This window comes from Paraburkholderia sp. FT54 (genome assembly GCF_031585635.1).
In the GTDB taxonomy this organism is placed as follows: Bacteria; Pseudomonadota; Gammaproteobacteria; order Burkholderiales; family Burkholderiaceae; genus Paraburkholderia.
Map to the genome: position 1 here is coordinate 3,873,509 of NZ_CP134195.1, position 25,997 is coordinate 3,899,505.

The window sequence follows — 25,997 nt, forward strand, 5'->3', positions numbered from 1 at the left end:
AGGCTTTTCTCAACTGATAGCTAGCTAAAACATTCAGACTACGCCGGCTCCATGTGCCTGCAAATCTGCATGGTAGCTCGAACGAACCATCGCGCCCACGGCTGCGTGCGTGAAACCCATTTTGTACGCTTCTTCTTCGTACATCTTGAACGTGTCGGGATGCACGTACGAGCGCACCGGCAGATGGTGTTCCGATGGTTGCAGGTACTGACCGATCGTCAGCATGTCCACGTCGTGTTCGCGCAGGTCGCGCATCACCTGCAGAATCTCTTCTTCAGTTTCTCCAAGGCCGACCATCAGACCGGACTTGGTGGCGACCTCAGGATGCAACGCCTTGAAGTCCTTCAGCAGCTTCAGCGAATGCGCGTAGTCCGAACCCGGGCGCGCTTCCTTGTACAGACGCGGCACCGTTTCGAGATTGTGATTCATCACATCGGGCGGTGCGGCATTCAGAATGCCGAGCGCGCGATCCAGACGGCCACGGAAGTCCGGCGTCAGAATTTCGATGCGCGTCTCCGGTGAAAGCTCGCGTGTCTGACGGATACATTCCACGAAGTGGGCCGCACCGCCGTCGCGCAAATCGTCGCGGTCGACGCTGGTGATCACCACGTACTTCAGCTTCAGCGCGGCGATGGTGCGCGCGAGGTTACCCGGCTCGTCCACATCGAGCGGATCCGGGCGACCGTGGCCGACGTCGCAGAACGGGCAGCGGCGCGTGCACTTGTCGCCCATGATCATGAAGGTCGCGGTGCCCTTGCCGAAACATTCGCCGATGTTCGGGCAGCTCGCTTCTTCACACACCGTATGAAGATTGTGCTCGCGCAAGATCTGCTTGATTTCGTAGAAGCGCGAATTGCCGGTCGCCGCTTTCACGCGAATCCAGTCGGGCTTCTTCAGCTTTTCGATCGGGACGATCTTGATCGGAATACGGGCGGTCTTGGCCTGCGCCTTCTGCTTCGCGGTGGCGTCGTAGGCAGCGGCGGAAGCCGGCACGGCGTCGGGAGTGGAGGAAGCTGCGAGGTTCGCGGTAACGTCAGTCATTCGTTCGGTCCAGTCAGGCGGTGAGTGCACCGGCCTGTGGTTGGGCGACGGCCGCGGGACTGCCGTCGAGGTTTGCGGTGAGGCGTTCTGCGAAGGTACGGGCCACCTCGTCCCAGCCGGCGGCAACACCAAGCGTTGCCATATCGACTGTTTCGAGCCCCGCGTAGCCACATGCGTTGATGGCCAGAAACGGCCGCAAATCCATGTTCACGTTCAGGCTCACGCCGTGATAGCTGCAGCCGTTGCGGATTTTCAGACCCAGCGCCGCAATCTTGGCGCCGGCGTGCAGCCCGGCGTCCGGCCCGGGCGCCACATAGATGCCGGGGGCGCCCGCCTTTCGTTCTCCGGCGAGATTATACGCCGCGAGGGTATCGATCACGGCTTGCTCGATCCGCGTAACCAACTCGCGCACCATCAACTTGCGGCGGCGCAAATCGAGCAGCAGGTAGGCGACTACCTGGCCGGGCCCGTGATACGTGATCTGCCCGCCCCGGTCGACTTTGACCAGAGGAATGCCACTGTCGGCGGCCAGCAGATGGGCGGGATCGCCCGCCTGGCCTAGCGTGAAGACGGGTGAGTGTTCGACCAGCCAGATTTCGTCGGGGGTGTCGGCCCTGCGCTCGTCGGTGAACGCGCGCATGGCTTCGAAACTGGCTTCGTAGGGCTCGCTGCCACGCCAGCGCAGCGTGAGCGGCGCCGTGGAGGGCAAGGGAGTCTGGGAAACCGGGGTGGCGCACATGATCCCGGCAGTTTACCGAAATCTGGGAATCCCCGCCGGATGTGGCTGCATTAGGATGAGTCGAATCGCGGCGGCCGGGCCGCGCCGGACCGCCGCCAGAATCGGCTGCACGGCACGCCGTTCGACCGAACGGCGTGCCGTGCGCCTGCCATCAAACCGTACGCCAGCCGCCTCGCACTCGCGCCGCCAACCGTTCGCCAATGCGCGCAAACCAGTTCAGCGCACGCTCGTCGCACCGCGTCGGTACAGAAAACGCCACTCTTGCCCGCCCGTTGCCCTCGGCGCTCAGCCACAGCCGCTCACCGCGCCGCAGCCTCAACGTATGACCAGGCTGCAACCAGTAGTCTTCGGTATCGTCGCTGCGCGTGACCCACACTGCACCGCCACGAACGACCAGCTTGGTGCTGCGCGCCACCTTCAGGGGAACTGTTTCGCCATTGCGGATTTCAAACGCGATGCTAGAGGAAATTTCTCGCATGATGCCCTCGCCAAAAGTCGTTTCATGACTACAATCCTAGGCGTAGCAAGGGTTTACGCAAAACGATCTATTTTCACCTCTATGTGAGAAATATTGCTATGGACCTTCGGCAATTACCCGCGCTGAACGCCATCAAGGCATTCGAGGCCGCCGCCCGCCACGAGAGCTTTTCGCGCGCCGCCGACGAACTCTTCGTCACCCACGGCGCGGTCAGCCACCAGATCCGCGCGCTCGAAGCCGAGTTGGGCGTCTCGCTATTCGCGCGTGACGGCAAGCGCGTGCGGCTCACCGAGACCGGCCGGCGCTACGCCACGCACGTCCGCTCGGCGCTCATGGGGCTCGCCGACGCCACCCGTGAAATCCGCGCCGGCGACCGCGAGCGGCGGCTCGTGGTGTCCATGCTGTCGTCGTTTGCGGCGCGCTGGGTGACGCCGCGCGTCGGCAGTTTTATCGAGGCGCATCCGCAGTGGGATCTCGAACTGCTATCCACCAACGCGCTGACGGACTTCGCGCGCGACGACGTCGACGTGGCAATCCGTTTCGGCTTCGGCAAATATTCGGGGCTGCATTCGGAGTTGCTGCTGGAGGAGATATTCTTTCCCGCCTGCGCGCCGAATTTCAACGGCGGCAAGCTGCCGCAAACGCCGGCCGAACTGGCCAACGTCCCGCTGCTGCGTTCCGACGACGAACTCTGGCGCCCCTGGTTCGACGCCGCCGGCCTCACCGACTGGCCGGAGCCGAAACGCGGCGTACTGTATCAGGATTCGTCGAACCTGCTGCAGGCGGCCATCGACGGCCAGGGCGTCGCGCTCACGCGCCGCGCGCTGGCCATGCCCGAAATCGCGGCGGGGCGCCTCGTGCGCCTTTTCGATGTGGATGGGCCGAGCCCGTGGCAGTACTACTTCATCTGCACGCCGCAGATGCTCGAAACCGCCCGTGTGAAAGCGTTTCGCGACTGGGTATTCGAGGAAGTGGGACGCTTCAAGCAGCTTTTCGACCAGGCTTGCGAGCTAAGACCTGCCGCAAGCGCCGATCGATCGGCGAACGCATTGCGCGTTACGCCGTAACACGTATAAGAAGGTCTTAGAGCACCACTTTGACCATTGGATGGCCAGTCAGCGCGCGATAGATATCGTCGAGTTGCTCGCGGCTCGTGGCGCGCACCGTGACCGTCAGACCCGTGTAGTTGCCACCGCTGGACGGCCGCGTTTCGACACGCGAGGCGTCGACTTCATTGTCGAACTGCCGCACCACCGTGACGATCGTCTCGGCGAACTCGGGGTGCGATTTGCCCATGATCTTGATCGGGAAATCGCAAGGAAACTCAAACAGTGACTCGTTCACGGGACTCATTCTCTGCTCCTTGCTGCGCCTCGCGCGCTTGCTGGGTCTTGGCTCGCTGATAAGCAGCGTACAGCGCCGCAAAGACCGCACCCGGCGTGCCCTCGCCGACCGGCTGGCCGTCGAGTTGCGTGACCGGCAGCACTTCCTTGGTTGCCGAACTGACGATGATCTCATCAGCCGCGCGCAGTTCGGCTTCGCTGATCTCGCGCGCTTCGAAACGAATCCCGCACTCGGCCGTCAGTTCCTCGATCAAACCGTAGCGAATCCCTTCGAGAATCTTGTGGCTGCGCGGCGGCGCGGACAACACGCCGTCCTTCACCACCCACACATTCGACGACGATCCTTCGGTCAGCATGCCGTCGCGAAACTGGATCGTCTCGAACGCATCGTTCTCGGCGGCATATTGCGCCATCAGCACGTTGCCGAGCAGCGACACGGATTTGATGTCGCAATTGAGCCAGCGACGATCTTCCGCTGTCACGCAACGCACGCCTTGCGCGCGCTGCGCCGCGTTCGGCAGGTTCAGCGGCGTGACCATCACGAACACGGTCGGCTGAATGCCGGCCGGAAACGCGTGGCCGCGTTTGGCGACACCGCGCGTGACCTGAATATAGGCAATCGCGTCCTGATCGGCGCGCAATCCGCCGTCCGCCTCGTTGGCCGCAACCACGCGCTCGATCAGCGCGCGCCAGCCGGCATCGTCGAGCGGATTGACGATGCCGATCTTGTCGACTGACCGCGCGAGCCGCGCGAGATGCTGCTGGAAACGGAACAGCGTACGGCCGCCCGCATACGCGGGGTGTGCGTACAGCGGCGCGACTTCGTAAATGCCGTCGCCGAAAATAAAGCCGCGGTCGAGAACCGGCACGCGCGCTTCGGACAACGGCACCAACTCACCGTTCAGATAGACAATCGGATCGGGCGAAACATCGGAAACAGCAGTCATCGCAATTCGGCTCTTACTTCTTCTTGTTGAACATGAGCATCAGGGAATCCCACACGCGGCCGACCACGCCGGCTTGCGGCACAGCCTGCAGGGCCACTATCGGGAACTGCGCCAGCACCTTGCCGTCGGCGACCAGCTTCGCCGTACCGACCTGCTGACCGTTCGCGATCGGTGCGATCAGCGGATCCATCTGCTCGATCTGCGGCTTCACCTTGTCGCCCATACCCTTCGGCACGGTGATGTACTGGTCGCTCTTCACGCCGATCTGCACGGTGTCCTGCGCACCCTTGTAGACGCGCGGCGTGCCCACCACCTGATTCGCCTTGTACAGACGCACCGTGTCGTACGCGCTGTAGCCGTAGTTCAGCATCTTCAGGCTGTCCTGCACGCGGTCGTGTTCCTTGGTCTCGCCCATCATGACCGAGACGAGGCGGCGCGACGCGTCCGTCGCACCCGGCAGCGAACGCTTCGCGCTCGCGATCAGGCAGTAACCGGCGGCTTGCGTGTGACCGGTCTTCAGACCGTCGACCGTCGGGTCGATCCACAGCAGGCGGTTGCGGTTCGGCTGCTTGATCTTGTTGTACGTGAAATCCTTGACCGAGAAGATGTTGTAGTAGTCGGGGAAATCGCGGATCAGGCGCGCCGACAGCACCGCGAGGTCGCCCGCCGTGGTGTAGTGCTGCGGATCGGGCATGCCGTTCACATCGGCGAAATGCGTGTTCTTCATGCCGAGGCGCTGCGCTTCCGTGTTCATCATGTTGACGAACTGCGACTCGCTGCCGCCGACCAGTTCGGCGAGCGCGATCGCCGCGTCGTTACCCGACTGGATGATCATGCCGTACACCAGATCGTGCACGGTCACCGGCTTGTTCGCTTCGATGAACATGCGCGATTCGTCCGTGCGCACGCGGCGCACCGCTTCGCTCGGCATGACCGTCTGGTCCATGTTGATCTTCTTCGTCTGCAGTGCTTCGAAGACGAGGTACGCCGTCATCAGCTTGGTCAGCGACGCCGGTTCCACGCGCTCGTCCGGGTTGCCGGAGGCGAGCACCTGGTTGCTGGTCGCGTCGACGAGCACCCACGAGCGCGCATTCACCGCCGGCGGCGGCACTTGCGCGAAAGCGGTACTGGCGACGAGCGTGGCCGGCAGCACGACGCCGAGGGTCACGGCACGGCTAAGCGAAGAAGGAACGAAGGAAGCAACAGAGGGGAAAGACGTGCGGCCGGAGGTGGAGAAACGCATAGGGTCGATTCGTGCAGAAAGATACATCGCGCGCAGGGCGCATAGTTTGGAAGAGCCGGTCGGCGAGCGTCTGGCCGTAAAACGGCGCGGCGCCCATTGGACTTCCGGCCACGCGATCGGTTCGCGCAGCACGCCCGCATCCGGCACCGCTGCGCGCGAAAAGACGCTACGCGTCGCGCGAACTGCCGGATGGGCGGCGCTGCGCCCAAAAAAGAGTCGCCATTATACGCGCGCTCTCCCCGTTACTTTGCGCAAAGGCCGGCGATTAATTTGCGTTTGTGCGTACCTGTACCCCGGAAAACACATAGCGCATGCCGATCACCGCCACGCGTCGACGATGATCCGCTTCAGAACGTGCAGCTTGCGGTGCAGAAAGTGCTCCGCCCCCGGAATCACGACAACCGGCAATTCTTGCGGCCGCGCCCAGTCGTAAACGGATTGAATGGGAACCGTCTCGTCGATCTCCCCGTGAATCACGAGGGTGTTTTCCGGCACGGGCGCGACCTCCCAGCGGCTCGCCGCCGTGCCGACCAGCACCATTCGCTCGATCTCCTGACCTTCTTCACGCAACCGCGCGGCCACGTGCGACAGCACGAATGTGCCGAACGAAAAACCCGCCAGCACGAGGGGCAGATCGCTTTGGCCTGGTTCGGCTCGCATGTGATCGAGTACGGCGCGCAGATCGTCGCGCTCGCCGATGCCCGCGTCATGCTCGCCTTGCGTTTCGCCGACACCGCGAAAATTGGAGCGGTACGTCACGTAGTTCAACTGCACGAGCGTGCGCGCGAGCGTCTGCGCGACCTTGTTGTCCATGGTGCCGCCGAACAGCGGATGCGGATGCGCGACCAGCGCGATGCCGCGTGGCGTGGCGCCGTTCTCACGCGATTCGTCGGGCACATCCAGCGCGACTTCGATCTTGCCGACCGGGCCGTCGATCAGGTACTTCTTCGTATGTACGTTCATGGCGAGACTTATTGATCGATTTTCAGACGCTCGACGATCTTGCCGTTCGCGAGGTGCGAGTCGACGATTTCGTCGATGTCGCTCTCGTCGACGTACGTGTACCAGATGCCTTCCGGATACACGACGACCGTCGGCCCGAGTTCGCAGCGGTCGAGGCAACCGGCTTTGTTGATGCGCACCTGGCCCGGACCTGCGAGACCGAGTTTCTTCACGCGTTTTTTCGCGTACTCCTGCATCTCCTGTGCATTGCAGTTCGCGCAGCTCGGGCGCTCGGCGCCGGGTTCACGCTGATTGAGACAGAAGAAGACGTGGTACTTGTAGAAGGAGTCCATGATGTCCGGGGGCGAGACTGTCAGTGTGGGAAACGGCGCTGGATGCACAGCGGCGCGCCTGTTGTGCGAACGATTATAACGAGCGGGGCTGGCGGTCGCTGATGCGGTCCACGCCTGCCCGACGCAGTGAGTGCGGGCTTCACGTGTGCTTCATGCGCCGCTTGAGCCACGCCTGCTCGACGACATAGGCCAGCCACACCAGCGCCGCATACGGCCAGATCCATGCGAGCCAATGCGCCAGACCGTTGAAGTGCAGATAGCGCCCTTGCCGCCAGTCGGCCAGCACGGCATCGAAATACGGATTGACCGGCAGCAGATTGACGAACGCCAGCGCGATCGTCAACGCGGCGCCCGCCAGTGCCGCGCGCGATCTGCGCCGCAAACGCAACGTGAAGAGCGCCGCAGCGGTGCCGCACACGAGGCCCGCGAGTGCGCCGGGCGTCGCCCAGTCGAAAGCGAGACCGGACTGCGACTGCAGAAACGTCGCGCCCACCTTCACGCACAAGGTCGTGACGATAAACAGCAGCAGCAGGCGCACGCGCGGCGCATGGCGGCGCACCGGCAACGACGCCAGCGCGAGTGCGGCGAACAGGTTGAGCGTGGTGATCACGGCTTCCCACACGTCGTCGGGTATCCAGGCGGCGACGAAAGTCGGCCAGGCGGCGACGTGCCAGCCCGGCGGTGTCCACGCGAGCAAGGCGTCCTGCGTCGTCGAATCGAAACGCAGCCAGAGCGCGCGCGGCCAGTTGCCGAGACCGAACAGGCGTGGCGCCGGATACATCGTCGCAAACGGCCACGCCGCGACCAGACACGCGAGCGCGGCTCGGTCCCGCTCGAACCACAGAAGCCGCACGCGCCGCAGCAGGCCGCGATCGAGCAGCGCGCCCGTCGCTGGCGACATGATCGCCGCGCCAAGCAACGCGCCGAGCGCATTGGCGGCGAGATCGAGGTTGGAGGCGACCCGCGTCGGCAGATAGGTTTGCACGGCTTCCATCACGCCGGACAGCAAGCCGCCGAGCACGAAGGCGAACGCGACCGCCAGCGAGCCGCGCCAACGCGGATAGGCTGCGAGCACCACGAGCGCGCCGAACGGCATATAGCCGAGCACGTTGGTGACGACGTCGAACGCCGTCAGGTACTGCGGCATGGGATCGGACAGATAGGCAAACGGACCAAGGCCGAGCGAACGCCAGCCCGTAAACGGATACCACGAACCGTAGACGATTAGCGCGGTATACAGCACCAGAGCCTGCCGGGCGAGCACCGACGGACGGCGCGCCCAGGGTTTTACGCTCATGCAGCGCTCCGGTGCGTGCGCTGCAAGCCGGTCATTGCGCGGCGACCAGCGCCTGCACGCCGAGCCACGCGCCGATTTGCGCGACCAGATCGTCGCTGGCGGTGGCGAGCGCCTGCGCGCCGCCGGCAGCGTCCGCCGAACTGGACGGCGCGCGCGCGATAAACGTGCGCTGGCTGAGCACCTTGCCGTTCTGCGTAAGCGTGGCGCGCGCGGTGACCGCGGCGTGACTTTCGGACTGACTGTCGAAGACCTGTTCGAACTCGCTTAGATCGACCTTCAGGACTGGCGCGGCGACGCCGTCGGCGCCCGTCAGCACGGTGCCGCGCGAACTGAGCGCGCCACGCAGACGCTGGGTCAGCAACTGCGAAGGTGTCATGGTCCAGTGGCTGTTCGCGTAAGCGGCCGTCTGCTGCGCGTCGGCGTAACTCAGGCGGTAGATCAGCTTGTCCGACTCGAGCATGTCGGGCGCGCTCACGTCGAGCACCTTCACAGCTGGCGACGTGCCGGCCGACGCCGCCGGACTCGGCGGCCCGAAGTCGTAGCGGATGTCCGAGATCGCCGAGGGCGTGCCGGCGCAGCCCGCGGCGAGCACGCCGAAGGCGAGCAGCACCGCTAGCGCGGTGTGCGAGGACAAGAATCGGTGAATCGAGCGTGACATGACAATCTTCCTTTCTTCAAACCTTCAAAATCATTGTGCAGCGCGCGCGGCAGGCCACTTGAAGCCTGCTTCGCCGGGGCCGGGCGCCGCGCCCGGCGCGCCGAACAACACGCTGCGCGGACTGGTGCTGAAGGTATCGGCGGCGCGGTCCACCGAGCGGGCCGCCGAGCGCACGTCTTCAGCGAGCGAGTTGACGCGCGGCAAGGTGTCGTAACCCACCCGCGACGACAGTTCCTGCAGGGAGCCATTCATCGACACCAGCGCGTCGCCGGCCTGCTGCGCGGCCGTGCCGACCTTGTTCAGGTTGGTTTCGAACGGGCCGTTCGGGCGGTTCAGGCCGGTGATCAGCTGATTGGTCGACGCGAGCGTGCGATCCAGCTGGTCGATCGTGCCTGGCAGCTTGCCGGCGGCCGGCGCCATTTGCTGGCTCAGCGTGGCGACGCCGTCGGCGGCTTTCTGAAGGCTGGCAGCCGTGCCTTGCAGCTGCGCGGCCATTTCCGGTGACAGCAGATGATCGACGTCGTCCGCGACTTTTTCGAGCTTGCGCAGCAGCACGTCGCCGCGCTGCTGCAGTTGATCGAGCAAGCCGGGGCGCATCGGCAACTGCGCCACCTGTTTGGCCGACGACACCAGCGGCGACGGATCGCGCCCATTGTCATCCAGCTGGATGAAGGCAATACCCGTCACGCCCTGGAAACCCAGGCTGCCGAACGTCGAATGGGTAATCGGCGCGTGCGTATCGACCAGGATGCGAATCAGAATCTGCCCCGGATGAGCCGGATCGAATTTGATCGACTGCACCTTGCCGACGTCGAGCCCGCGATAACGCACCGCCGCGTCGGTGAACAGACCCGTGACGTTGGTGCGCGCAATCAGATCGTACGGCACCCGCACGGCACGGTCGACATTGAACAAAAAAGCCGCGAGCGCGATGGCCACCAGCAGAACGATCGTGAAGAGCCCGGCCCAGAAGGCATGTGATTTGTTTTCCATTGTCAGGTTCCCTGGTTCACAGCGGCAATTCGGACGATGCCGACTCGAGCGCCGCGCGCGGCAGCCGCGCGCGGCGCTCCGGCGGCAGCGCCTGCAACGCGCGGCGCCCGCGCAGGCCGAGGAAATATTCGCGGATGAAAGGATGATCGACCGCCGCGGCCTCTTCGACCGGCGCGGCGACCAGCACCTTGCGATCCGCCAGCACGGCGACGCGGGTGGACAGCGCCACCATCGTGTCGAGATCGTGGGTGACCATCACCACCGTCAGGCCGAGCGCGCGGTGCAGCGCGGAGATCAGCTCGACGAATTCATCCGACGACTGCGGATCGAGCCCGGCGGTCGGTTCGTCGAGAAACAGCAGTTCGGGTTCGAGCGCGATCGCCCGGGCAATGCCTACGCGTTTGATCATGCCGCCCGACAGCGCGGACGGCATTTTCGACGCATGCTTGCACGGCAGGCCGACCATCTCGAGCTTGAGCATGACGATGTCGCGCAACAGATCTTCGGGCACCTTGCCGAGTTCGCGCACGGGCTGCGCGATATTGTCGAACACCGACAGCGACGAAAACAGCGCGCCGCGCTGAAACAGCATGCCGGAGCGGCTGCGCATCAGCAGCGCGGTTTCCGGAGAGATGGTTGCGAGATTCTCGCCGAACAGCTTGATGGTGCCGGACGAAGGCCGCTCGAGACCGAGAATCTGCCGCACCAGCGTGGTCTTGCCGGATCCGGAGCCGCCTACGATCGACATGATCTCGCCGCGCCGCACGTCCAGGTTCAGATGCTGGTGCACGATGTTGCGGCCGTAGCGTTTGGTCACGTCGATCACTTCGATCACCGGCTCGGCGATCGAGGGCATCGGCTGGCCGCGCACGGCCTGAGTGAGTGGCGCGATCATCCGAGCCCCACGTTCTGAAAGAGGATCGCGAACACGGCGTCCGCGAGAATTACGATGGTAATCGAGGTCACCACCGAGGTCGTCGTGCCTTCGCCGAGACTCTGCGAATTGGCCTTGATACGGAAACCGAAATGACAGCCGACGATCGCGATCAGCATGCCGAACGCGACGCCCTTGCCCAGGCCGATCCACAGATTGGCGACCGGCACCACGCTCGGCAGCGCTCGCGCGAAATAGCTCATATCGATGCCGAGCGCGATCTTGGCGGCGAGCGCGCCGCCCGTCAGCGCAATGATGTTAGTCCACATGACGAGCAGCGGCATGGCCACGCCGAGCGCGACCACGCGCGGCAGGATCAGCCGCAGCCCGTGCGGGATGCCCATCACGCGCATGGCGTCGAGTTCTTCGGTCACGCGCATCACGCCGATCTGCGCCGTGATCGCCGAACCCGAGCGGCCTGCCACCAGAATCGCGGCGAGCACCGGCCCGAGTTCGCGAATCACCGAGAGGCCGAGAATATTGACGATGTACTGGTTTGCGCCAAACAGCCGCAACTGCTGCGCCGACAGATAGCTGAGCACGATGCCGATCAGGAACGCGACCAGCGCGGTGATCGGCATGGCTTTGGTGCCGGCGTTATAGATGTTCGCGGAGATCTCGGTCCACGGCGTGATCTTCGGTTTGCGCGCGATCGCCAACAGATCGAGCACGACGCGTCCAAGCATGGCCACGCCGCCATACAGATGCTCGAAGAACGAGAAGATCGCGAGCCCCAACCGCGTGAACGGATCGAACTTGACCACCGGCTCGGCCGTCTCGCGCACGGTGTCGAGCAAGGCGATGCGCTCGAAAATGTCGCGTTGCGTGTCGGTGAGCGTGGTGTCCGGGGGCATCTTGTGGCCCCACACGCGCCACAGCGCCTGGCCGCCGACGTGGTCCATCCGGTCGATGCGCGACAGGTCCCATTGACCGACGCCGTCGGCGCCGACCAGCGACCCCAACAGAGGAATCACGTGCCCGGTGGCCTTGTCGCGCGCGAGCGCGAGCGCCGTCCACTGGCCCGAAAGCCGGACGATCTTGCCTTGGCTGCCTGCCGCGACTTCGAGGCCGGGCGGAGTGTCGTAGTTCAAGGATCGTTGAATCTGGTTATCGGATTAGCGGCCATTGTAACGAAGGCGCGGCGCGGCAACCGTGCACGCGGCCTCACCCGCTTCGCTGTCGCTACAATATGAACCATGAACACGTCCAACACTCCCTCCCAAGGCGACTGGCGCATCGACCGCGAGCGCGCCGTCGCCCTGTTCGGCCCGCACGCGCATGACTGGCCGATCGAAATCGTCGAGGAAACCGGCTCGACCAACGCCGACCTGATGACGCGCGTCAAAGCGCTGCCGCGCAAGGCTGGCGCGCTGCCGCGGCCGATCGTGCGGGTGGCGTATCTGCAAACCGCCGGGCGTGGCCGCCGTGGGCGTCCGTGGTATGCGGAGCCGGGCAATGCGCTGCTGTTTTCGGTCGCCTGCGTGCTGCCCCGTCCGCTCGAGGGGCTCGCGGGCCTGAGTCTCGCGGTGGGCGTCGCGCTGGTCGACGGGCTGCGCTCGCTGCCCGTCGCCGGCCCCGGCCAGATCGCGTTGAAGTGGCCGAACGACGTCCTGCTCGAAGGCGACAAGCTGGCCGGCATCCTGATCGAAACCGCGTGGAACACCGACGACGCCAGCGCAGTGGTGATCGGCATCGGCACCAACGTGAAGGGCGCGGATGAACTCGCGGCCAAAGTCGGCGCGCTGAACGCCGGCGTGCCGCCGCAGGCGCGCGGCACCATGCCGACCGCGCTGCAGCGTGCGCTGCCCAACGCCAATCTCACCGACACGCTCGCCGCCGAGCTGAACGCGCTCGAACCGGCGTTGCAGCGCTTCGGCGCTGAAGGCTTCGCGCCGTTCCAGGCGCGCTGGAACGCCGTGCACGCCTACGCAGGCCGCGAAGTCGTGTTGCTGGAGCAAGGCGAAGAACAGATGCGCGGCGTGGCGGCGGGCGTCGACGAGCGCGGCCAGTTGCTGCTCGACACCGCAAACGGCCGAGAGATCGTGGCGACCGGCGACGTCTCGCTGCGTCTGGCCGACGGTGCCGCATGACGAGCGGCGCGCCCTGGTTGTTGATCGACGCGGGCAATAGCCGCATCAAGTGGGCGCTGGTGCAGGCGGACGGCTCGCAGATCGCGGCCGGCGCGCTGACCCACGGCGGCGCGGACCAGCCGGACTGGTCGAACTTGCCGACGCCCGGTGGCGCATGGTTGTCGAATGTGGCGGGCGAAAACGTCGCGGCGCGGATGGCCGCGTTGCTCGACGCGCGCTGGCCGCAACTGCCGCTCACGACGATCCGCGCCCGCGCGCAGCAATGCGGCGTGACCAACAGCTACACCACGCCGCATGCGCTCGGCAGCGACCGCTGGGCCGGCATGATCGGCGCACACGCGGCGTTTCCTGGCGAGCATCTGCTGCTTGCGACGTTCGGCACGGCGACCACGCTCGAAGCATTGCGTGCGGATGGCTGCTTTGTCGGCGGTCTGATCGCGCCGGGCTGGAGCTTGATGATGCGCTCGCTTGGCGAGCACACGGCGCAACTGCCGACGCTCGACGCCCACGCGGCGCGCGGTCTGCTCGACGGCAGTCCTCCGGATGCGGCGCGCCGCGGCCCGTTCTTCGCAACGGATACGCCGCGCTCCTTGTCCGCCGGTTGTACGTTGGCGCAAGCGGGCTTGATCGAACGCATGTGGCGCGATCTGCAGGATGAGTGGCAGGTGCCGGTGCGCCTCGTGGTCAGCGGCGGCGCCGTGGACCAGGTGGCGAGCGTGCTGAAAGTGCCGCATACTCGCCACGATTCGCTCGTGCTGTCCGGTCTTGCGCTGATTGCTGCCGAGCGCGTCGTGGAACGCGGCAACTGAATCGCGGCCATAGAAATAACGGCGGCTCAACTTCTGGACGGGGAAAACCAACAATGCTGCGCTGGCTGATCGCCATTCTGTTTCTTGCCAATATGTTGGCATTCATCGCGGTGCGCGGCGTATTCGGCCCGACGCCCACAGCCGGCGGACGCGAGCCCAACCATCTGAACCGCCAGGTTCATCAAGAGTGGTTGAAGGTGCAGCCGGTCACGGCGGCAGAGGCTGCCGATCAGGCAGTGGTGGGTGGGCCGGCGCCGACGGCGCCGATCGCGGCGTCTGCCCTGTCGCAGTAACGCAAGCCGTCACGCAACGAGCGGATCGATTTCGCGGCGGACGGCGCGAGACGCGAAGTCGGTGCGCCGCTCACGCGGCAGTTGACCTTTAGCCCTGTGTTCGAACTTTCTTCAATAGTGCGGTAGTCGAGCGGTCGTGCTCGAAGGGAATCGCCAACGCCTTACCGCCCCAGCTTCGCACGATGCCCGACTCGGGCAACACGTCCATGTCGTAGTCGCCGCCCTTGACGAGCACGTCCGGCCGAACCGCCGAAATCAACTCGACGGGCGTCTTCTCGCCGAAGCACACCACGTAATCGACGCTTTCAAGCGCCGCCAGCAGGGCCATTCGGTCAGCCTCGTTATTGATGGGCCGGTCGTCGCCTTTGCCGAGCATGCGTACCGACGCATCGCTATTCACGCCGACGATCAGGCAAGCGCCCAAAGCCTTGGCATCCGCGAGATAAGTCACATGCCCGCGGTGCAGGATATCGAACACTCCGTTGGTAAACACGACCGGCGCGCTCAGCGAAGGACGCAGCGTCGCCAGTGCATCGCGCGTCAGAATCTTGCGTTCAAAAATGGCAGCCATGGAGGAACTGGAAAGGACAGGAAGGTGCCGTCACCATACACGATGGGCCGCACGAAAGAAAACGGCCTGGCGCACATAAACGCGCCAGGCCGTTCTTAAATGTCTTCAACCCGGTTCGCGGCATGCGGCGCCGCGAACCTGTGTCACCAACTCGCGACCGTCAGGCCGGCTGTTCCGCCGACTTCTGATCGGCCTGCAGACGCGCGACCACTTCCTTGCGATAGCGGTTCAGTTCCTGCGCCGTGTTAAACGTGCGCTCGAACAGAATGGACAGGTTGTGCAGAATGCGCTCGACCACTTTCTTTTCCCAGCCGTCGTCGAAACGGATTTGTTCGTCGAGCCAGCGTTCAAGCCATTCCGGATCCGGCAGACGCGATTGAATCGTGTCGCGCGGGAACAGCGCCTGGTTCACGTGCAGGTTGGTCGGGTGCAGCGGTTTTTCCGTGCGGCGGGCCGATGCCATCAGAACACCGATCTTCGCAAACGCGGCGCGCGCGATGTCGCCCGTTTGCGCCATCGCCTTCTTCATGTAGCGCAGATATGCGCCGCCATGACGTGCTTCGTCGCGCGAGATGGTCTCGTAGATCTGCTTGATGACCGGCTCGGTGTGCCATTCGGCTGCACGGCGATACCAGTGATTCAGGCGGATTTCGCCGCAGAAGTGAAGCATCAGCGTTTCGAGCGGCGGCGCCGGATCGAATTCGAAGCGCACGGCGTGCAGTTCCTCTTCGGTCGGGCACATTTCCGGCTTGAAGCGGCGCAGATATTCCATCAGCACCAGCGAATGCTTCTGTTCTTCGAAGAACCACACGCTCATGAACGCGGAGAAATCGCTGTCGTGATGGTTGTCACGCAGAAACATTTCCGTGGCGGGCAACGCCGACCATTCGGTGATCGCGTTCATCTTGATCGTCGCTGCCTGCTCGTCGGTCAATAGCGATGCATCGAACTTGTCCCAAGGAATGTCTTTCTCCATGTCCCATCGAACGGATTCGAGCGATTTATAAAGTTCCGGATAAAGCATGGTGTTCATAGTCCCACCCCTGTTCTGCGCATACTGTGTGTGTCTGTCGCTGCTACGTGTAGCACTTTTGCTCACGGCGAACCGATTGCACCATTTGTGCACCGTTTGCCAGCCAAGCATTCAATTTTACGCGGTAATCGGCCGCCCAGATGCACCTGCGGCAAAGAAGTCCAGGCGTTTGCGCATGCGCGACTGCTCCTACGTTACGCGCTGCGCGGCCAACCGTGGGTGAGGGATACCCTGTGCCTGAGGTCGAGCCAGTTTGCGATGAAAACCGCACCGTCCAGCCCTGAGCCGGCGTTGCCGGCGGCGAATGGAGCAAGGGCGGCTGGATTGGTAGTTTTCAACGCACGCCCAAAAGCCAAATAAAGCTTACACAATGATAGCACGCTGACTTGTCTGAACCTGCCCCGTAGCAGTCGCAATTACAGTGCCTGGCTGACCTTGCGCAAGAAAACGCCCAGTTCGCGAAGTGTGGCGGACGATCGGGGTCAAAACCATGACAGACGGCGTACTTGCCTTTCTGTGCAGCGCCAACACCCGAGTCACGCCACCGCGTTTCATTCCTGCCTTTAAATAGACTTTTTCGTGACTTTGGGGCCGGCGCTTGCGCCGCTCGTGCGCTTCGTGGCCGTCGTTGCCCGCTTCGCCGCCGGCCGCCTGGCCGCGGACTCCGCGTCCTCTTCCGGCGCCTGCGCCGCGTCGGCCGCCGCCTTGCCGCCGGATGCCGAAGCTCCCCCATCGTCGGGCGCAAAATCGGATGCCTCGGCACCCGCACCGGCGGCCGGCGGTTGCGTCATCGCGAACTGGGCGATCTGGTTGAACTGGGATTGCAGCAGATTCCACCACGCGGATGCGTCGAAAGGCGGCGTGGCGGGCGTCTCCTGTTCGTCGCCAGCCGGCTCGTCAGCTGACGAAGCCGTGCGCGAAGCAGCTGGCGCTGGCGCCGGGGCAGCCGCCGCCGGATGCGGCCAGCCCGTCGCCGGCGCGGGACTCGGCGCGGCGGACTCCGCCGCGGGCTGCGACATCGACGACTGCGCGAAGGCGCCGAACGCGCGCAGCGTCGCGAGCGTCGCGCGCTGCACTTCGAGCGCCTGAATCGCGGACTGCAACATGCTCAGGTTCAGCTTGAGCCATTGCTCGACCGCGCGCATGTCGGTGATGCGCTTGTCGAGTTCCTCGACATTGGTGAGCGGCGCCATCATGTCGGACATCATCGAGAGCGAAGGTCCGAGACCACCGCCGGCCGGTTGCGCGCCGGAAAAAGCCGAGCCGAACGGCGACAGTCGCATCATGCCCCACATGCGCTCGAGCATTTCAGCGGGCGGGAAACCAGGAAAGCCGGGAAAGGGCGGCGTGGAGCCAGGAGTATCGGTCATGCTAGTCGCCTCGCTGCGTAAAATGAGGAAGGGGCGCCGTCCCGCGCGCGTCTGTTTCGATCATACCGTGCGGCAGGCGGCCTCATGAGCGCTTGTCGCCTGTGGCGCCGCCGTTCGACGGCTGACCGCGCCACGGGTCGGCGCCGCCGAAATCCGGCGCGCGCCGTTCGCGCAGCGAGTTCACGCCTTCGCGCACATCCGGTCCGGCAAAGCCCATGAATTCCAGCGCGAGCGACGTATCGAACGCCGGCCCCGCCGAGCGCAGCCAGTTGTTCAATGCGTACTTGGTCCAGCGAATCGCCGTTTGCGAGCCGTTGGCCAGCTTCTGCGCGACCTCGAATGCTTTGGGCAGCAGATCGTTTTCGTCGACGGCGAGCGAGACGAGGCCAATGCGTTCTGCCTCCTCGCCGCTCACCGGCTCGCACAGCATCAGGTAATACTTGGCTTTCGCCATGCCGCACAGCAATGGCCAGACGATCGCCGCGTGATCGCCCGCGGCCACGCCCAGACGCGTATGCCCGTCGATGATGCGCGCCGTCTTCGTCGCGATCGAGATGTCGGCGAGAAGCCCCGCTACAAGCCCGGCTCCCACGGCCGGTCCGTGCATGGCCGACACGACAGGCTTGCTGCAATTGATCACGTTGTAGACGAGATCGCGCGCCTCGCGCCATACGCGCGCGCGCACGTCGAAATCAGTGGCCATGTCTTCGACGAGTTGCAGGTCGCCGCCGGCGGAAAAGCCTTTGCCTTCGCCGCGAATGATCGCCACACGCGTGTCGGGATCGCGATCGATGTCGCGCCAGATCTCGGCGAGTTCGAAGTGCATGCGCGCATTGGCGGTGGCGAGCCCACTCTTGTTGGCGCCCTCGCCGCTCATCACGACTTCGAGCACGCCGTGCGGATGGCGATGCAACTGGAGCGACTGGTAGTGCGTGTAAAACGCGTCGTTACGGTGTGGTGCCTGAGACATGATGAGCAATCCGTGATCGGTGTGTCGGTTGAACCGTGCGGCGTTCGTTCAACGCGGCTGATAAACCCACTTCGCATTCTTGATTTCGACCATCACACGCGCCCGTTGATCAAGCCCGAGGTGATCCGTGGCGCTCATGTTGACGACGCCATTGGTGTCCGCGAGACCGTGTGTCGCTTCGAGCGCATCGCGCAGCGCGCGGCGAAATTCCGGCGTGCCCGGCGCGCCGCTTTTCAGCGCGACGGGCACGGCATTGCCGAGCAGCATGCCCGCGTCCCACGTGTACGAGCCGAACGCCGAGACACTGCCCGCGCCGCGCACCGCTTCGAAGCGCGCGATGTAGTCGAGCGCGAGACGTTTGGCCGGATGATCCGCCGGCAATTGCGCGGCGACCAGCACCGGACTCGCGGGCAGGAACGTGCCGTTGCAATCGGCGCCGCATACGCGCAGGAAGTCGTTATTCCCGACTCCGTGATTGTGATAGATCACCCCTTTGTAGCCGCGCTCCCTGAGCGTTTTCGGCGGCAATGCTGCGGGCGTGCCGGCCGCGCCGACCACCACCGCATCCGGATGCGTCGCGAGAATCTTGAGGACCTGACCGGTCACGCTCGGATCGGTGCGATTGAAGCGCTCACTCGCCACCATCTCGATGTGATGCAGTTGCGCGAACTTCGCGACTTCAGTGTAGAAGGTCTCGCCGAGCGCGTCGGCCTGGCCGATAAAGGCAATGGTTTTGACGCCGTGCAGGCTGGCGTGCTCTGCAATCGCCGACGCCATCATCGCATCCGTTTGCGGCGTCTTGAAGACCCAGCGGCGTTTCGCATCCACGGGCTCAATGATTTTCGCCGACGAAGCCAGCGAGATCATCGGCGTTTGACCTTCGGCGACCACGTCGATCATCGCTAGCGAATTCGGCGTGATCGAAGAACCGATGATCGCGTCGACGTGATTTTCGGAGATCAGTTTCTTGGTGTCCTGCACGGCCTGGGTCGTGTCGGACGCGTCGTCGAGCACGATGTATTCGACGCTCTGACCGCCGATCTGTTTGAGCAGCAATGCGACCGTATCGCGCGCGGGAATGCCGAGCGACGCGGCCGGTCCGGTGAGCGACAACACGAGGCCGATTTTCACCTGCGCCAACGCGATGCCGGGCAATACGCCGGTCAGCGCCGCGCACAGCGCAACGGCGAGGCGCGCGAGGTGATTGCGCGAGGGCGTCAGGCGCAGGTTGTCGGATGCGCTTGCGCGCCGGGTTCCAGGTTCAAGGGATTCGATTCGCGGCATGCTGTCTCCTCACGTCGGTTTTTCGTTTTGATGTGCTGCCGATGTCCCGGCTCATGCCCTGCTCACGTGCCGTTCACTCGCGGCTTCGCGACGGTCCTGCGATGAACCCGCAGTCAGCCACCCCGGCCATGCCGTCGCGCCAGTCAGTGTAGCCGCGCGCACTCGCCGCGGCATCGGGCGAAACCCTTTCGGATCCGGCGCGGCACGCTGCGAATGCGGCCGCGACGCCGCGTTTCGCACAACGTGGGTGCTTCAATCCAGCGGCGCGATACCCTGGTCGATCGAACCGAAAATCGACTTGCCTGCTTCGTCGAACATTTCGATCTTCACCGTATCGCCGTACTTCATGAACTCGGTTTGCGGCGCGCCATGCTCGATGGTCTCGAGGCAACGCTTCTCGGCGATACAGCAATAGCCGCGCTTGGCGTCCTTGTTCGACACCGTGCCCGAGCCGACGATCGCGCCCGCACGCAGGTTGCGCGTCTTCGCCGCGTGCGCGATCAACTGGCCGAAGTGAAACACCATGTCGGTGCCGGCGTCCGGCTGGCCGACTTTCCTGTTGTTCCAATGGACGATCATTGGCCGGTGCACGCGGCCTTCGCGCCAGTGTTCGCCGAGCTCGTCAGGTGTGACCGCGACCGGCGCGAACGACGTGGCCGGCTTGCTCTGGAAAAAGCCGAAGCCCTTCGCGAGTTCGGCGGGAATCAGATTGCGCAGCGAGACGTCGTTGACGAGCGTGATCAGACGCACGCTCCTGAGCGCCTGGTCGGGCGTGACGCCCATCGGCACGTCGCCGGTGATCACGGCGACTTCCGCTTCGAAGTCGATGCCGAATGCTTCGGACGCGCACAGCACGTCATCTTTCGGCCCGATAAAGTCGTCGCTGCCGCCCTGATACATGAGCGGATCGGTCCAGAACTCGGGCGGCATTTCCGCGCCCCGCGCGCGCCGCACCAGTTCGACATGGTTCACATACGACGAGCCGTCGGCCCACTGGAACGAACGCGGCAGCGGCGCCATGCATTCCTTGGCGTCGAACGGGAAGGTGTTGCGCGCGCGGCCCTGGTTGAGCGCGTCGTACAGATCGTGCAGTTGCGGCGCGTAGAAGGCCCAGTCGTCGAGCACGCGCTGCAACGTGGGCGCGATCGCGTCGGCAATGGCCGCGGTGTGCAGGTCGCGCGACACGACGATCAGTTGACCGTCGCGCGTGCCGTCCTTCAGCGTGGCAAGTTTCATAGAGGAATGAACCGTGTTGGTGACGATAGAGGGAATCTATTCTACGATGGTGAATCGGCGCGGCCCAAGTGCCCGCGATCCGGCTCATCCGTGTGTCACTTTTTGAATGCGCTGCGTGCGCCTCGCTCATGCCTCCAACTGCCCGCTCCGGCGCGATCCGCACCGACGCCGACTCCGCTGAACCGCTCGACCCGCCCGAACCCGACGACGAAAGCGTCGAGAGCGGCGAGGAAAAGTTGCGCTCGGGCATCCAGTCGATCGAAGTCGGCTTCAGACTGCTCGACGTGCTGACCCATGAGCCGCGCGCCATGATGCTGCGCGATCTCGCCCAGCGTGCCGGCATGAGCCCGGCGAAGGCACACCGATATCTCGTGAGTTTTCTGCGCCTCGGTGTGGTGTCGCAGGACCCGCTGTCGGGCCGCTACGAGCTAGGCGGTTTCGCGTTGCAATTGGGACTCGCGCGGCTGGCCCGGGTCGACGGCGTCAAGCTCGCGCGCGTCGCGCTTGCCGAATTACGCGACCGGCTCGATCTCACGGTGGGCATCGCGGTATGGGGCAATCAGGGGCCGACCATGGTGCACTGGATGGAATCGAGCCATCCGGCAAAAGCGTCGCTGAAACTCGGCGATGTGATGCCGCTGCTCAGTTCCGCCACCGGCCTGCTGTTCGCCGCGTATCTGCCGTCGAGCAAGACCGCGGCGATGCTCGAACGCGAACTGGCCGATTCGCGCCGCTCGTCACATATGGGCGGCCCGCGCACGCGCGATGAAGTCGAGCAGGTTCTCGCGCACGTACGAGAACATCAGGCCGCGCGCGTGGAAGGGATGTTGCTGCCGACCATTCACGCGTTCTGCATGCCAGTGTTCGACTCGACCGGCGAACTGGCGCTCGGCCTCGTCGCGCTCGGTCATGAGGGCGCGTTCGATATTCGCTGGGGCGGCGAGATCGATACGGCATTGCGCGAGTGCGCGCAAAAGCTCTCATATGAACTGGGGTATAGTGCGTCGCCACGCCACGAACAGGCGTGATGCCGGGCGTCAGGCGCCTCGCGATCGTCGGCTCCGAAGCGAACTCAGTCGGCGAGTCGGCGGCGCGGCGTTGCATGCGCTGTGGCGGGTCTTGAACGCGCGTGTTTTCATCGACGCGGAACGTCACTCGCAGCTGCGCGGTCGAATCCGTTCACTGCGTGCCTCGTATGCATCAGGGCAGGCATCAGGCCTAATGCCTGTTTTGCAGCAGCCGCCGCCCACGCGCTCTGATCGTCAATCCCGAAGCTTCAAATCCGCACACATTCACTGACCGATGTCCTCAGCTCCCGCCGCTCGCCGCTCCGATCGCACGCCGCCAAGTGCACCACGCACCGGTTTGCGCGTATGGCGCTGGATCGTGGTGCTGCTGATCGTGGCCGTTTTGCACTGGATTGCCGCGCAATGGGTCGAGCGCAATCGCGCCACGCTCAATCCCTCTGACAATGAGCACGTGCCTGTGCAGGTCGCATTGCTGACGCCCGAGCGCATCGAACGCAAACCGGCCGCCGCGTCACTCACGCCTGAACCGGCGCCGGCGCGCCACGCCGCGGCGAGCAAGCCGCGCGAACATGTGCTGACGGCGCTGCAACCGGCGAAGCAAGCCACGCCGGCAACACCTGTCGCGGCGTCGGACGCCGTGGCAAGCGCCCCGGCCGCGGCGTCGAGCGCCAACACAGCACCCAATGCCGCCGCAAGCGCCGCCGGCATGGCTAGCGCGCCCGCTGCCGCGAGTGCGCCGCAAGCGTCGCCCGGCGTGAAGTTCTCCGTCCCGCCATCGGGCGAATTGCAGTACGACACGTTCTACAACGGCGTGCGCAACCAGCCGGGCACGATCCACTGGAGCAGCAGCGCGCAGAGCTACGAAATGATCGTTTCCGTGCCGCTGCCTTTCGTCGGCACATTCGTGTATTCGAGCCATGGCCGTATCGACGCATTCGGCCTCGCTCCGGACCAGTATGTCGAAAAGCGCGGCCGCCGGGCGGAAGACATCGCGATCTTCAATCGCGCCGACAAGAAGATCGCTTTTACGCGCACCCCGGCCACGCTGCCGTTGCCCGATGGCGCGCAGGACCGTTTCAGCATGATGATGCAACTCGCCAGCCTCGTGCGCGGCGACCCGGGCGCCTACAAACCGGGCGTGACGCGGCAGTTCTTCGTGGTGGATAGCGATAGCGGCGAAAACTGGCCGGTCGAGACGATCGGCGACGAAACCATCCGCACGGCGCAAGGTTTCCTCGACACGCGCCATTTCAAGCGCCTGCCCCGCCATGACGGCGATTTGCGCCGCATAGACGTGTGGCTCGCGCCGTCGCTCGGCTGGCTGCCTGCGCGCATCGTTCAGACGGAACCGAACGGCACGCAATTCGAACTGGTGTGGCGCGGCAAGCTCAATGCCGATACGGCCGGCAGCGCGCCCAACAGCAATGGCGATGCGAGCACCGCTTCTCCTGACAATTCAGCCAACCCGCCGCCCGCGGCCGCATCGGCAGTAACGCCCGATGCCGCACCCGCTTCGCCGGTCGATCCGACCGACGCCGCCAATATGCCAGGCATCATCAAGCCGTAAGCGGCGAACCCGAACAGTGTCTCCATCAGATCGGCGAAACTTCCGTGGCGAAGCTGACTCGCAACAAAGAGTTGCAACCGTTCGCGCCCGAGGTGTGTATATAAATCAACCGTGTAGCCAAGACCAGATGGGACACAGCGCGCGCGAATGGACCTTCCACTGCGTTCCCCTTCAAAGGAGCCCGCATGCAAGTGAACATCAACGGTATCGAGACGCGCTATGTGCTGAGCAATGAGGGCGGCGGTCCCTGGCTAACGTTCATCCATCAGCTCGGTGGCGACCTGTCCGTGTGGGACCAGCTCGCCGGCTATTTCCGCGACGACTACACCGTCCTGCGCTACGACGTGCGCGGTCATGGCAAGACCGCGGCATGCGGCGCGCCGTTTGGCGTCGCCGACCTGTCACACGATCTCGCCACGCTGCTCGATGCGCTCGGCGCACCCAGTACGCATCTGGTCGGCATGTCGATGGGCGGCATGATCGCGCAGCAATTCGCACTCGATCATCCCGCGCGCGTCGACTCCTTGACGATCGCCGACAGCAGCGCCGGCACGCCGCCGGAAGCCCGCGCCACGTGGGATCAGCGTGCCGCGGCGGCCCGCCAGGACGGCATGGCGGCGCTCGTGCCAGCCACTTTGAACCGCTGGCTGACAGCCGATTTTCAGACCGCGCACCCCGAAGCAGTCGAGCAGATCCGCGATGTGTTGAGCCACACGTTGCCAGAAGGCTACGCCATGGCGTGCGAAGCCCTGCGCGATTTCGACGTACGCAGTAAGCTGGGAAGAATCCGATGCCCAACATTGACCGTGGCGGGCCGCCACGACACGGGCACGCCGCCTGCTTCTACACAGGCGATAGCAGACGCCATCGAAGGCGCATGTTTCGAACTGCTGGATGCCGCTCATCTCGCGCCCATCGAGCAGTCTCACCGTTTTGCTGCGCTGCTTGAAACGTTTCTTGAAAGGCCGGTCTAACCGGTAGGTTCGGAACCTTTACAAGCGTCATCCGGACCCACCCCTTGAATTCCACACCACAAGCTCCACCTAAGACGCAGGAATGGCAGGAGCCAACGGAAATAAGGAGTGTCGCCATGCAAATGATCTACAACAGCCCCAACTATTGCGTCGTCGAGTTTCCGCCACAGGAAGGTCCTCTGGCCATGAAGTCAGGCGGCTACGAGATCGTCGACAAAAACATGCAGCGTGAGATCTATATCGACGGCGCAATGGCGGCGCGTTTTCGCGAGCACGTGCAGAAGTTGATCGAAGAAGAACCGTCGCTGGACGAAGTAGACGAATTCCTTGGCCAGTTCGACAGTCTGATGCATCAACCAGTGATTCTTCACTAACCGCAAGGTTCGGCTTAACGTTTTTGGCGACATACATCGACCGCGCCGTCCGGCCCCGTCATTGGGCAAACCGGCGGCTTTTACAAGTCGGTCGGCAAATATGAAACGGCCCAGCAGGCTTTTGCCTTGCTGGGCCGTTTTCTTTGTCATGCCGCTTTACCGTTTCTTCGTGCCCCACGCCTCGACACCCAAGGCGGCTGCCCCCGCCCCACGCCGGGCGGATCCGCCCGGCAGCGGCTACAATGACAGGTTTCCCGAAAAAGCCGGCGCAAGCCCTCGTCCGCCATGAACCAGCCCGCTCAAACCGCTACGCCAGTCCGTCCCGACGCCGCCTACACGCGCGGCGCGGCGCTGCCCGCGCTGCTCAAGTCGCGCATCCTGATCCTGGACGGCGCAATGGGCACGATGATCCAGCGCTACAAGCTCGACGAAGCCCGCTATCGCGGCGAGCGCTTCAAGGACTACGGACGCGACATCAAGGGCAACAACGAGTTGCTGTCGATCACGCAGCCGCAGATCATCAGCGAGATTCACGAGCAGTATCTGGCGGCGGGCGCGGACATCATCGAGACCAACACGTTCGGCGCGACCACGGTCGCCCAGGCGGACTACGGCATGGAAGCGCTCGCGGTCGAGATGAACCTCGAGTCGGCCAAGCTGGCGCGCGCCGCCTGCGACAAGTATTCGACGCCCGACAGGCCGCGTTTCGTCGCCGGCGCGATCGGACCGACGCCGAAGACCGCGAGCATTTCCCCTGACGTGAACGATCCGGGCGCGCGCAACGTGACGTTCGACGAACTGCGTGCGGCCTACTACGAGCAGGCCAAAGCCTTGCTCGACGGCGGTGCCGATCTGTTTCTCGTCGAGACCATTTTCGACACGCTCAATGCAAAGGCTGCGCTGTTTGCGCTCGACGAATTGTTCGAAGACACCGGCGAGCGTTTGCCGATCATGATCTCGGGCACCGTCACCGATGCGTCGGGCCGCATTCTGTCGGGGCAAACGGTTGAAGCGTTCTGGAATTCGCTGCGTCATGCGAAGCCGCTCACGTTCGGTCTGAACTGCGCGTTGGGCGCGGCTTTGATGCGGCCGTATATCGCGGAATTGGCCAAGCTTTGCGATACGTATGTGTCGTGCTATCCGAACGCTGGTTTGCCGAATCCGATGAGCGATACGGGCTTTGATGAACTGCCCGCGGACACCTCGGGCTTGCTGAAGGAGTTCGCGCAGGCCGGGCTTGTGAATATCGCGGGCGGTTGCTGTGGCACGACGCCGGAGCATATTGCGGCGATAGCGCAGGCGCTGGCCGAAGTGAAGCCGCGCCAATGGCCGACGCAATACCGCGACGCAGCCTGAGTCGAGCCGCGTCTCGCTGAGGCGCCGCCGCACTTCCGCTATCGAACACGACGCACTTAATCGCAGCCACCGAG

The 25,997-nt window shown here is 64.3% G+C and carries 28 protein-coding genes; 9 read left to right on the forward strand and 19 right to left on the reverse strand.

The genetic code is table 11. The features are described from left to right. Positions 1-33: 33 nt before the first annotated feature. From lipA to RI103_RS17805, 3 genes are all read right to left on the reverse strand, one after another. On the reverse strand, positions 34-1,041 hold the full coding sequence (gene lipA, locus RI103_RS17795; RefSeq protein WP_310813212.1) for a lipoyl synthase: 1,008 nt from the start codon (positions 1,039-1,041) through the stop codon (positions 34-36). A gap of 13 nt (positions 1,042-1,054) precedes the next feature. Then, positions 1,055-1,780, reverse strand: coding sequence for a lipoyl(octanoyl) transferase LipB (lipB, locus tag RI103_RS17800; RefSeq protein ID WP_310813213.1), 726 nt, complete (start codon positions 1,778-1,780; stop codon positions 1,055-1,057). Positions 1,781-1,931: 151 nt separating this feature from the next. Then, on the reverse strand, positions 1,932-2,258 hold the full coding sequence (locus RI103_RS17805; RefSeq protein WP_310813215.1) for a DUF2917 domain-containing protein: 327 nt from the start codon (positions 2,256-2,258) through the stop codon (positions 1,932-1,934). 98 nt (positions 2,259-2,356) lie between these two features. On the opposite strand from RI103_RS17805, the gene RI103_RS17810 reads away from it, so the two are divergent. Beyond that, the gene (locus RI103_RS17810; RefSeq protein WP_310813216.1) at positions 2,357-3,325 is read left to right on the forward strand and encodes a transcriptional regulator GcvA; all 969 of its coding nucleotides are present in this window, start codon (positions 2,357-2,359) and stop codon (positions 3,323-3,325) included. 16 nt (positions 3,326-3,341) lie between these two features. Here the strand turns inward: RI103_RS17810 and RI103_RS17815 are convergent, their stop codons facing one another. From RI103_RS17815 to RI103_RS17860, 10 genes are all read right to left on the reverse strand, one after another. Further along, on the reverse strand, positions 3,342-3,611 hold the full coding sequence (locus tag RI103_RS17815) for a DUF493 family protein (RefSeq protein WP_310813217.1): 270 nt from the start codon (positions 3,609-3,611) through the stop codon (positions 3,342-3,344). Next, a complete protein-coding gene (locus tag RI103_RS17820) occupies positions 3,583-4,548 on the reverse strand; it encodes a D-amino acid aminotransferase (RefSeq protein ID WP_310813218.1) in 966 nt (321 codons plus the stop codon). The genes RI103_RS17815 and RI103_RS17820 overlap by 29 nt, the downstream gene beginning before the upstream one ends. A gap of 13 nt (positions 4,549-4,561) precedes the next feature. After that, positions 4,562-5,791 (reverse strand): D-alanyl-D-alanine carboxypeptidase family protein, encoded by a 1,230-nt coding sequence (locus tag RI103_RS17825; protein ID WP_310813219.1) that lies wholly within the window; start codon positions 5,789-5,791, stop codon positions 4,562-4,564. 318 nt (positions 5,792-6,109) lie between these two features. Continuing rightward, positions 6,110-6,754, reverse strand: coding sequence for a serine aminopeptidase domain-containing protein (locus tag RI103_RS17830; protein ID WP_310813220.1), 645 nt, complete (start codon positions 6,752-6,754; stop codon positions 6,110-6,112). An 8-nt stretch (positions 6,755-6,762) separates the two neighbouring features. After that, positions 6,763-7,086 carry a ferredoxin gene (locus RI103_RS17835; protein ID WP_132376234.1) on the reverse strand — a complete coding sequence of 108 codons (324 nt, stop codon included), beginning with the start codon at positions 7,084-7,086 and terminating at the stop codon, positions 6,763-6,765. Between the two features lie 139 nt (positions 7,087-7,225). Continuing rightward, positions 7,226-8,383: a VanZ family protein gene (locus RI103_RS17840; RefSeq protein ID WP_310813221.1), complete on the reverse strand. Its 1,158-nt coding sequence runs from the start codon at positions 8,381-8,383 to the stop codon at positions 7,226-7,228. A gap of 31 nt (positions 8,384-8,414) precedes the next feature. Continuing rightward, on the reverse strand, positions 8,415-9,041 hold the full coding sequence (locus RI103_RS17845) for an ABC-type transport auxiliary lipoprotein family protein (RefSeq protein WP_310813222.1): 627 nt from the start codon (positions 9,039-9,041) through the stop codon (positions 8,415-8,417). 30 nt (positions 9,042-9,071) lie between these two features. Further along, positions 9,072-10,034 carry an MlaD family protein gene (locus RI103_RS17850; protein WP_310813223.1) on the reverse strand — a complete coding sequence of 321 codons (963 nt, stop codon included), beginning with the start codon at positions 10,032-10,034 and terminating at the stop codon, positions 9,072-9,074. A 16-nt stretch (positions 10,035-10,050) separates the two neighbouring features. Continuing rightward, on the reverse strand, positions 10,051-10,929 hold the full coding sequence (locus RI103_RS17855; protein WP_310813224.1) for an ATP-binding cassette domain-containing protein: 879 nt from the start codon (positions 10,927-10,929) through the stop codon (positions 10,051-10,053). Then, on the reverse strand, positions 10,926-12,059 hold the full coding sequence (locus RI103_RS17860) for an ABC transporter permease (protein ID WP_310813226.1): 1,134 nt from the start codon (positions 12,057-12,059) through the stop codon (positions 10,926-10,928). The genes RI103_RS17855 and RI103_RS17860 overlap by 4 nt, the downstream gene beginning before the upstream one ends. A 105-nt stretch (positions 12,060-12,164) precedes the next feature. Between RI103_RS17860 and RI103_RS17865 the strand changes: the two genes are divergently transcribed. Genes RI103_RS17865 through RI103_RS17875 form a run of 3 tightly spaced genes read left to right on the forward strand, consistent with a single transcriptional unit; the run spans position 12,165 to position 14,160 of the window. Beyond that, entirely contained in the window at positions 12,165-13,058 is an 894-nt protein-coding gene (locus tag RI103_RS17865) for a biotin--[acetyl-CoA-carboxylase] ligase (RefSeq protein ID WP_310813227.1), read from the forward strand. Further along, a complete protein-coding gene (locus RI103_RS17870) occupies positions 13,055-13,867 on the forward strand; it encodes a type III pantothenate kinase (protein ID WP_310813229.1) in 813 nt (270 codons plus the stop codon). Before RI103_RS17865 ends, RI103_RS17870 begins: the two co-directional genes overlap by 4 nt. 53 nt (positions 13,868-13,920) lie before the next feature. Then, on the forward strand, positions 13,921-14,160 hold the full coding sequence (locus RI103_RS17875) for a hypothetical protein (RefSeq protein WP_310813231.1): 240 nt from the start codon (positions 13,921-13,923) through the stop codon (positions 14,158-14,160). 88 nt (positions 14,161-14,248) lie between these two features. Here RI103_RS17875 and rfaE2 read toward each other — a convergent pair whose 3' ends face one another. The 6 genes from rfaE2 to RI103_RS17905 all read right to left on the reverse strand — a co-directional run bounded on the left by rfaE2 (position 14,249) and on the right by RI103_RS17905 (position 20,624). Next, positions 14,249-14,731, reverse strand: coding sequence for a D-glycero-beta-D-manno-heptose 1-phosphate adenylyltransferase (gene rfaE2 / locus RI103_RS17880; RefSeq protein ID WP_310813232.1), 483 nt, complete (start codon positions 14,729-14,731; stop codon positions 14,249-14,251). A gap of 160 nt (positions 14,732-14,891) precedes the next feature. Beyond that, the gene (locus RI103_RS17885; RefSeq protein WP_042328669.1) at positions 14,892-15,764 is read right to left on the reverse strand and encodes a ferritin; all 873 of its coding nucleotides are present in this window, start codon (positions 15,762-15,764) and stop codon (positions 14,892-14,894) included. Between the two features lie 563 nt (positions 15,765-16,327). Then, positions 16,328-17,134 carry a PhaM family polyhydroxyalkanoate granule multifunctional regulatory protein gene (locus tag RI103_RS17890; RefSeq protein ID WP_310813235.1) on the reverse strand — a complete coding sequence of 269 codons (807 nt, stop codon included), beginning with the start codon at positions 17,132-17,134 and terminating at the stop codon, positions 16,328-16,330. A gap of 82 nt (positions 17,135-17,216) precedes the next feature. Further along, entirely contained in the window at positions 17,217-18,104 is an 888-nt protein-coding gene (locus RI103_RS17895; RefSeq protein ID WP_310813236.1) for an enoyl-CoA hydratase/isomerase family protein, read from the reverse strand. A 48-nt stretch (positions 18,105-18,152) separates the two neighbouring features. Beyond that, on the reverse strand, positions 18,153-19,388 hold the full coding sequence (locus RI103_RS17900) for an ABC transporter substrate-binding protein (RefSeq protein ID WP_310813238.1): 1,236 nt from the start codon (positions 19,386-19,388) through the stop codon (positions 18,153-18,155). 252 nt (positions 19,389-19,640) lie between these two features. After that, positions 19,641-20,624, reverse strand: a complete 984-nt coding sequence (locus RI103_RS17905; RefSeq protein WP_310813240.1) for a fumarylacetoacetate hydrolase family protein — start codon at positions 20,622-20,624, stop codon at positions 19,641-19,643. Between the two features lie 128 nt (positions 20,625-20,752). On the opposite strand from RI103_RS17905, the gene RI103_RS17910 reads away from it, so the two are divergent. From RI103_RS17910 to RI103_RS17930, 5 genes are all read left to right on the forward strand, one after another. Then, positions 20,753-21,652, forward strand: coding sequence for an IclR family transcriptional regulator (locus tag RI103_RS17910; RefSeq protein ID WP_310813241.1), 900 nt, complete (start codon positions 20,753-20,755; stop codon positions 21,650-21,652). A gap of 274 nt (positions 21,653-21,926) precedes the next feature. After that, on the forward strand, positions 21,927-23,219 hold the full coding sequence (locus RI103_RS17915) for a DUF3108 domain-containing protein (protein WP_310813243.1): 1,293 nt from the start codon (positions 21,927-21,929) through the stop codon (positions 23,217-23,219). A 185-nt stretch (positions 23,220-23,404) separates the two neighbouring features. Further along, positions 23,405-24,193 carry an alpha/beta fold hydrolase gene (locus RI103_RS17920; RefSeq protein WP_310813244.1) on the forward strand — a complete coding sequence of 263 codons (789 nt, stop codon included), beginning with the start codon at positions 23,405-23,407 and terminating at the stop codon, positions 24,191-24,193. A gap of 116 nt (positions 24,194-24,309) precedes the next feature. After that, positions 24,310-24,567, forward strand: coding sequence for a DUF3567 domain-containing protein (locus RI103_RS17925; protein WP_007179533.1), 258 nt, complete (start codon positions 24,310-24,312; stop codon positions 24,565-24,567). A 285-nt stretch (positions 24,568-24,852) separates the two neighbouring features. Continuing rightward, positions 24,853-25,923, forward strand: coding sequence for a homocysteine S-methyltransferase family protein (locus RI103_RS17930; RefSeq protein WP_310813247.1), 1,071 nt, complete (start codon positions 24,853-24,855; stop codon positions 25,921-25,923). Positions 25,924-25,997 lie beyond the last annotated feature (74 nt).

What these genes read in the sequence shown, in the direction of transcription:
- RI103_RS17875 (WP_310813231.1), top strand. Translation starts at nt 13,921, where the DNA reads ATGCTGCGCTGGCTGATCGCCATTCTGTTTCTTGCCAATATGTTGGCA.
- RI103_RS17815 (WP_310813217.1), bottom strand. Translation starts at nt 3,611, where the DNA reads ATGAGTCCCGTGAACGAGTCACTGTTTGAGTTTCCTTGCGATTTCCCG.
- RI103_RS17835 (WP_132376234.1), bottom strand. Translation starts at nt 7,086, where the DNA reads ATGGACTCCTTCTACAAGTACCACGTCTTCTTCTGTCTCAATCAGCGT.
- RI103_RS17850 (WP_310813223.1), bottom strand. Translation starts at nt 10,034, where the DNA reads ATGGAAAACAAATCACATGCCTTCTGGGCCGGGCTCTTCACGATCGTT.
- RI103_RS17930 (WP_310813247.1), top strand. Translation starts at nt 24,853, where the DNA reads ATGAACCAGCCCGCTCAAACCGCTACGCCAGTCCGTCCCGACGCCGCC.
- RI103_RS17890 (WP_310813235.1), bottom strand. Translation starts at nt 17,134, where the DNA reads ATGACCGATACTCCTGGCTCCACGCCGCCCTTTCCCGGCTTTCCTGGT.
- RI103_RS17915 (WP_310813243.1), top strand. Translation starts at nt 21,927, where the DNA reads ATGTCCTCAGCTCCCGCCGCTCGCCGCTCCGATCGCACGCCGCCAAGT.
- RI103_RS17840 (WP_310813221.1), bottom strand. Translation starts at nt 8,383, where the DNA reads ATGAGCGTAAAACCCTGGGCGCGCCGTCCGTCGGTGCTCGCCCGGCAG.
- RI103_RS17805 (WP_310813215.1), bottom strand. Translation starts at nt 2,258, where the DNA reads ATGCGAGAAATTTCCTCTAGCATCGCGTTTGAAATCCGCAATGGCGAA.
- RI103_RS17830 (WP_310813220.1), bottom strand. Translation starts at nt 6,754, where the DNA reads ATGAACGTACATACGAAGAAGTACCTGATCGACGGCCCGGTCGGCAAG.
- RI103_RS17810 (WP_310813216.1), top strand. Translation starts at nt 2,357, where the DNA reads ATGGACCTTCGGCAATTACCCGCGCTGAACGCCATCAAGGCATTCGAG.
- RI103_RS17905 (WP_310813240.1), bottom strand. Translation starts at nt 20,624, where the DNA reads ATGAAACTTGCCACGCTGAAGGACGGCACGCGCGACGGTCAACTGATC.
- RI103_RS17900 (WP_310813238.1), bottom strand. Translation starts at nt 19,388, where the DNA reads ATGCCGCGAATCGAATCCCTTGAACCTGGAACCCGGCGCGCAAGCGCA.
- lipA (WP_310813212.1), bottom strand. Translation starts at nt 1,041, where the DNA reads ATGACTGACGTTACCGCGAACCTCGCAGCTTCCTCCACTCCCGACGCC.
- RI103_RS17870 (WP_310813229.1), top strand. Translation starts at nt 13,055, where the DNA reads ATGACGAGCGGCGCGCCCTGGTTGTTGATCGACGCGGGCAATAGCCGC.
- RI103_RS17910 (WP_310813241.1), top strand. Translation starts at nt 20,753, where the DNA reads ATGCCTCCAACTGCCCGCTCCGGCGCGATCCGCACCGACGCCGACTCC.
- RI103_RS17820 (WP_310813218.1), bottom strand. Translation starts at nt 4,548, where the DNA reads ATGACTGCTGTTTCCGATGTTTCGCCCGATCCGATTGTCTATCTGAAC.
- lipB (WP_310813213.1), bottom strand. Translation starts at nt 1,780, where the DNA reads ATGTGCGCCACCCCGGTTTCCCAGACTCCCTTGCCCTCCACGGCGCCG.
- RI103_RS17865 (WP_310813227.1), top strand. Translation starts at nt 12,165, where the DNA reads ATGAACACGTCCAACACTCCCTCCCAAGGCGACTGGCGCATCGACCGC.
- RI103_RS17845 (WP_310813222.1), bottom strand. Translation starts at nt 9,041, where the DNA reads ATGTCACGCTCGATTCACCGATTCTTGTCCTCGCACACCGCGCTAGCG.
- RI103_RS17855 (WP_310813224.1), bottom strand. Translation starts at nt 10,929, where the DNA reads ATGATCGCGCCACTCACTCAGGCCGTGCGCGGCCAGCCGATGCCCTCG.
- rfaE2 (WP_310813232.1), bottom strand. Translation starts at nt 14,731, where the DNA reads ATGGCTGCCATTTTTGAACGCAAGATTCTGACGCGCGATGCACTGGCG.
- RI103_RS17920 (WP_310813244.1), top strand. Translation starts at nt 23,405, where the DNA reads ATGCAAGTGAACATCAACGGTATCGAGACGCGCTATGTGCTGAGCAAT.
- RI103_RS17885 (WP_042328669.1), bottom strand. Translation starts at nt 15,764, where the DNA reads ATGAACACCATGCTTTATCCGGAACTTTATAAATCGCTCGAATCCGTT.
- RI103_RS17895 (WP_310813236.1), bottom strand. Translation starts at nt 18,104, where the DNA reads ATGTCTCAGGCACCACACCGTAACGACGCGTTTTACACGCACTACCAG.
- RI103_RS17925 (WP_007179533.1), top strand. Translation starts at nt 24,310, where the DNA reads ATGCAAATGATCTACAACAGCCCCAACTATTGCGTCGTCGAGTTTCCG.
- RI103_RS17825 (WP_310813219.1), bottom strand. Translation starts at nt 5,791, where the DNA reads ATGCGTTTCTCCACCTCCGGCCGCACGTCTTTCCCCTCTGTTGCTTCC.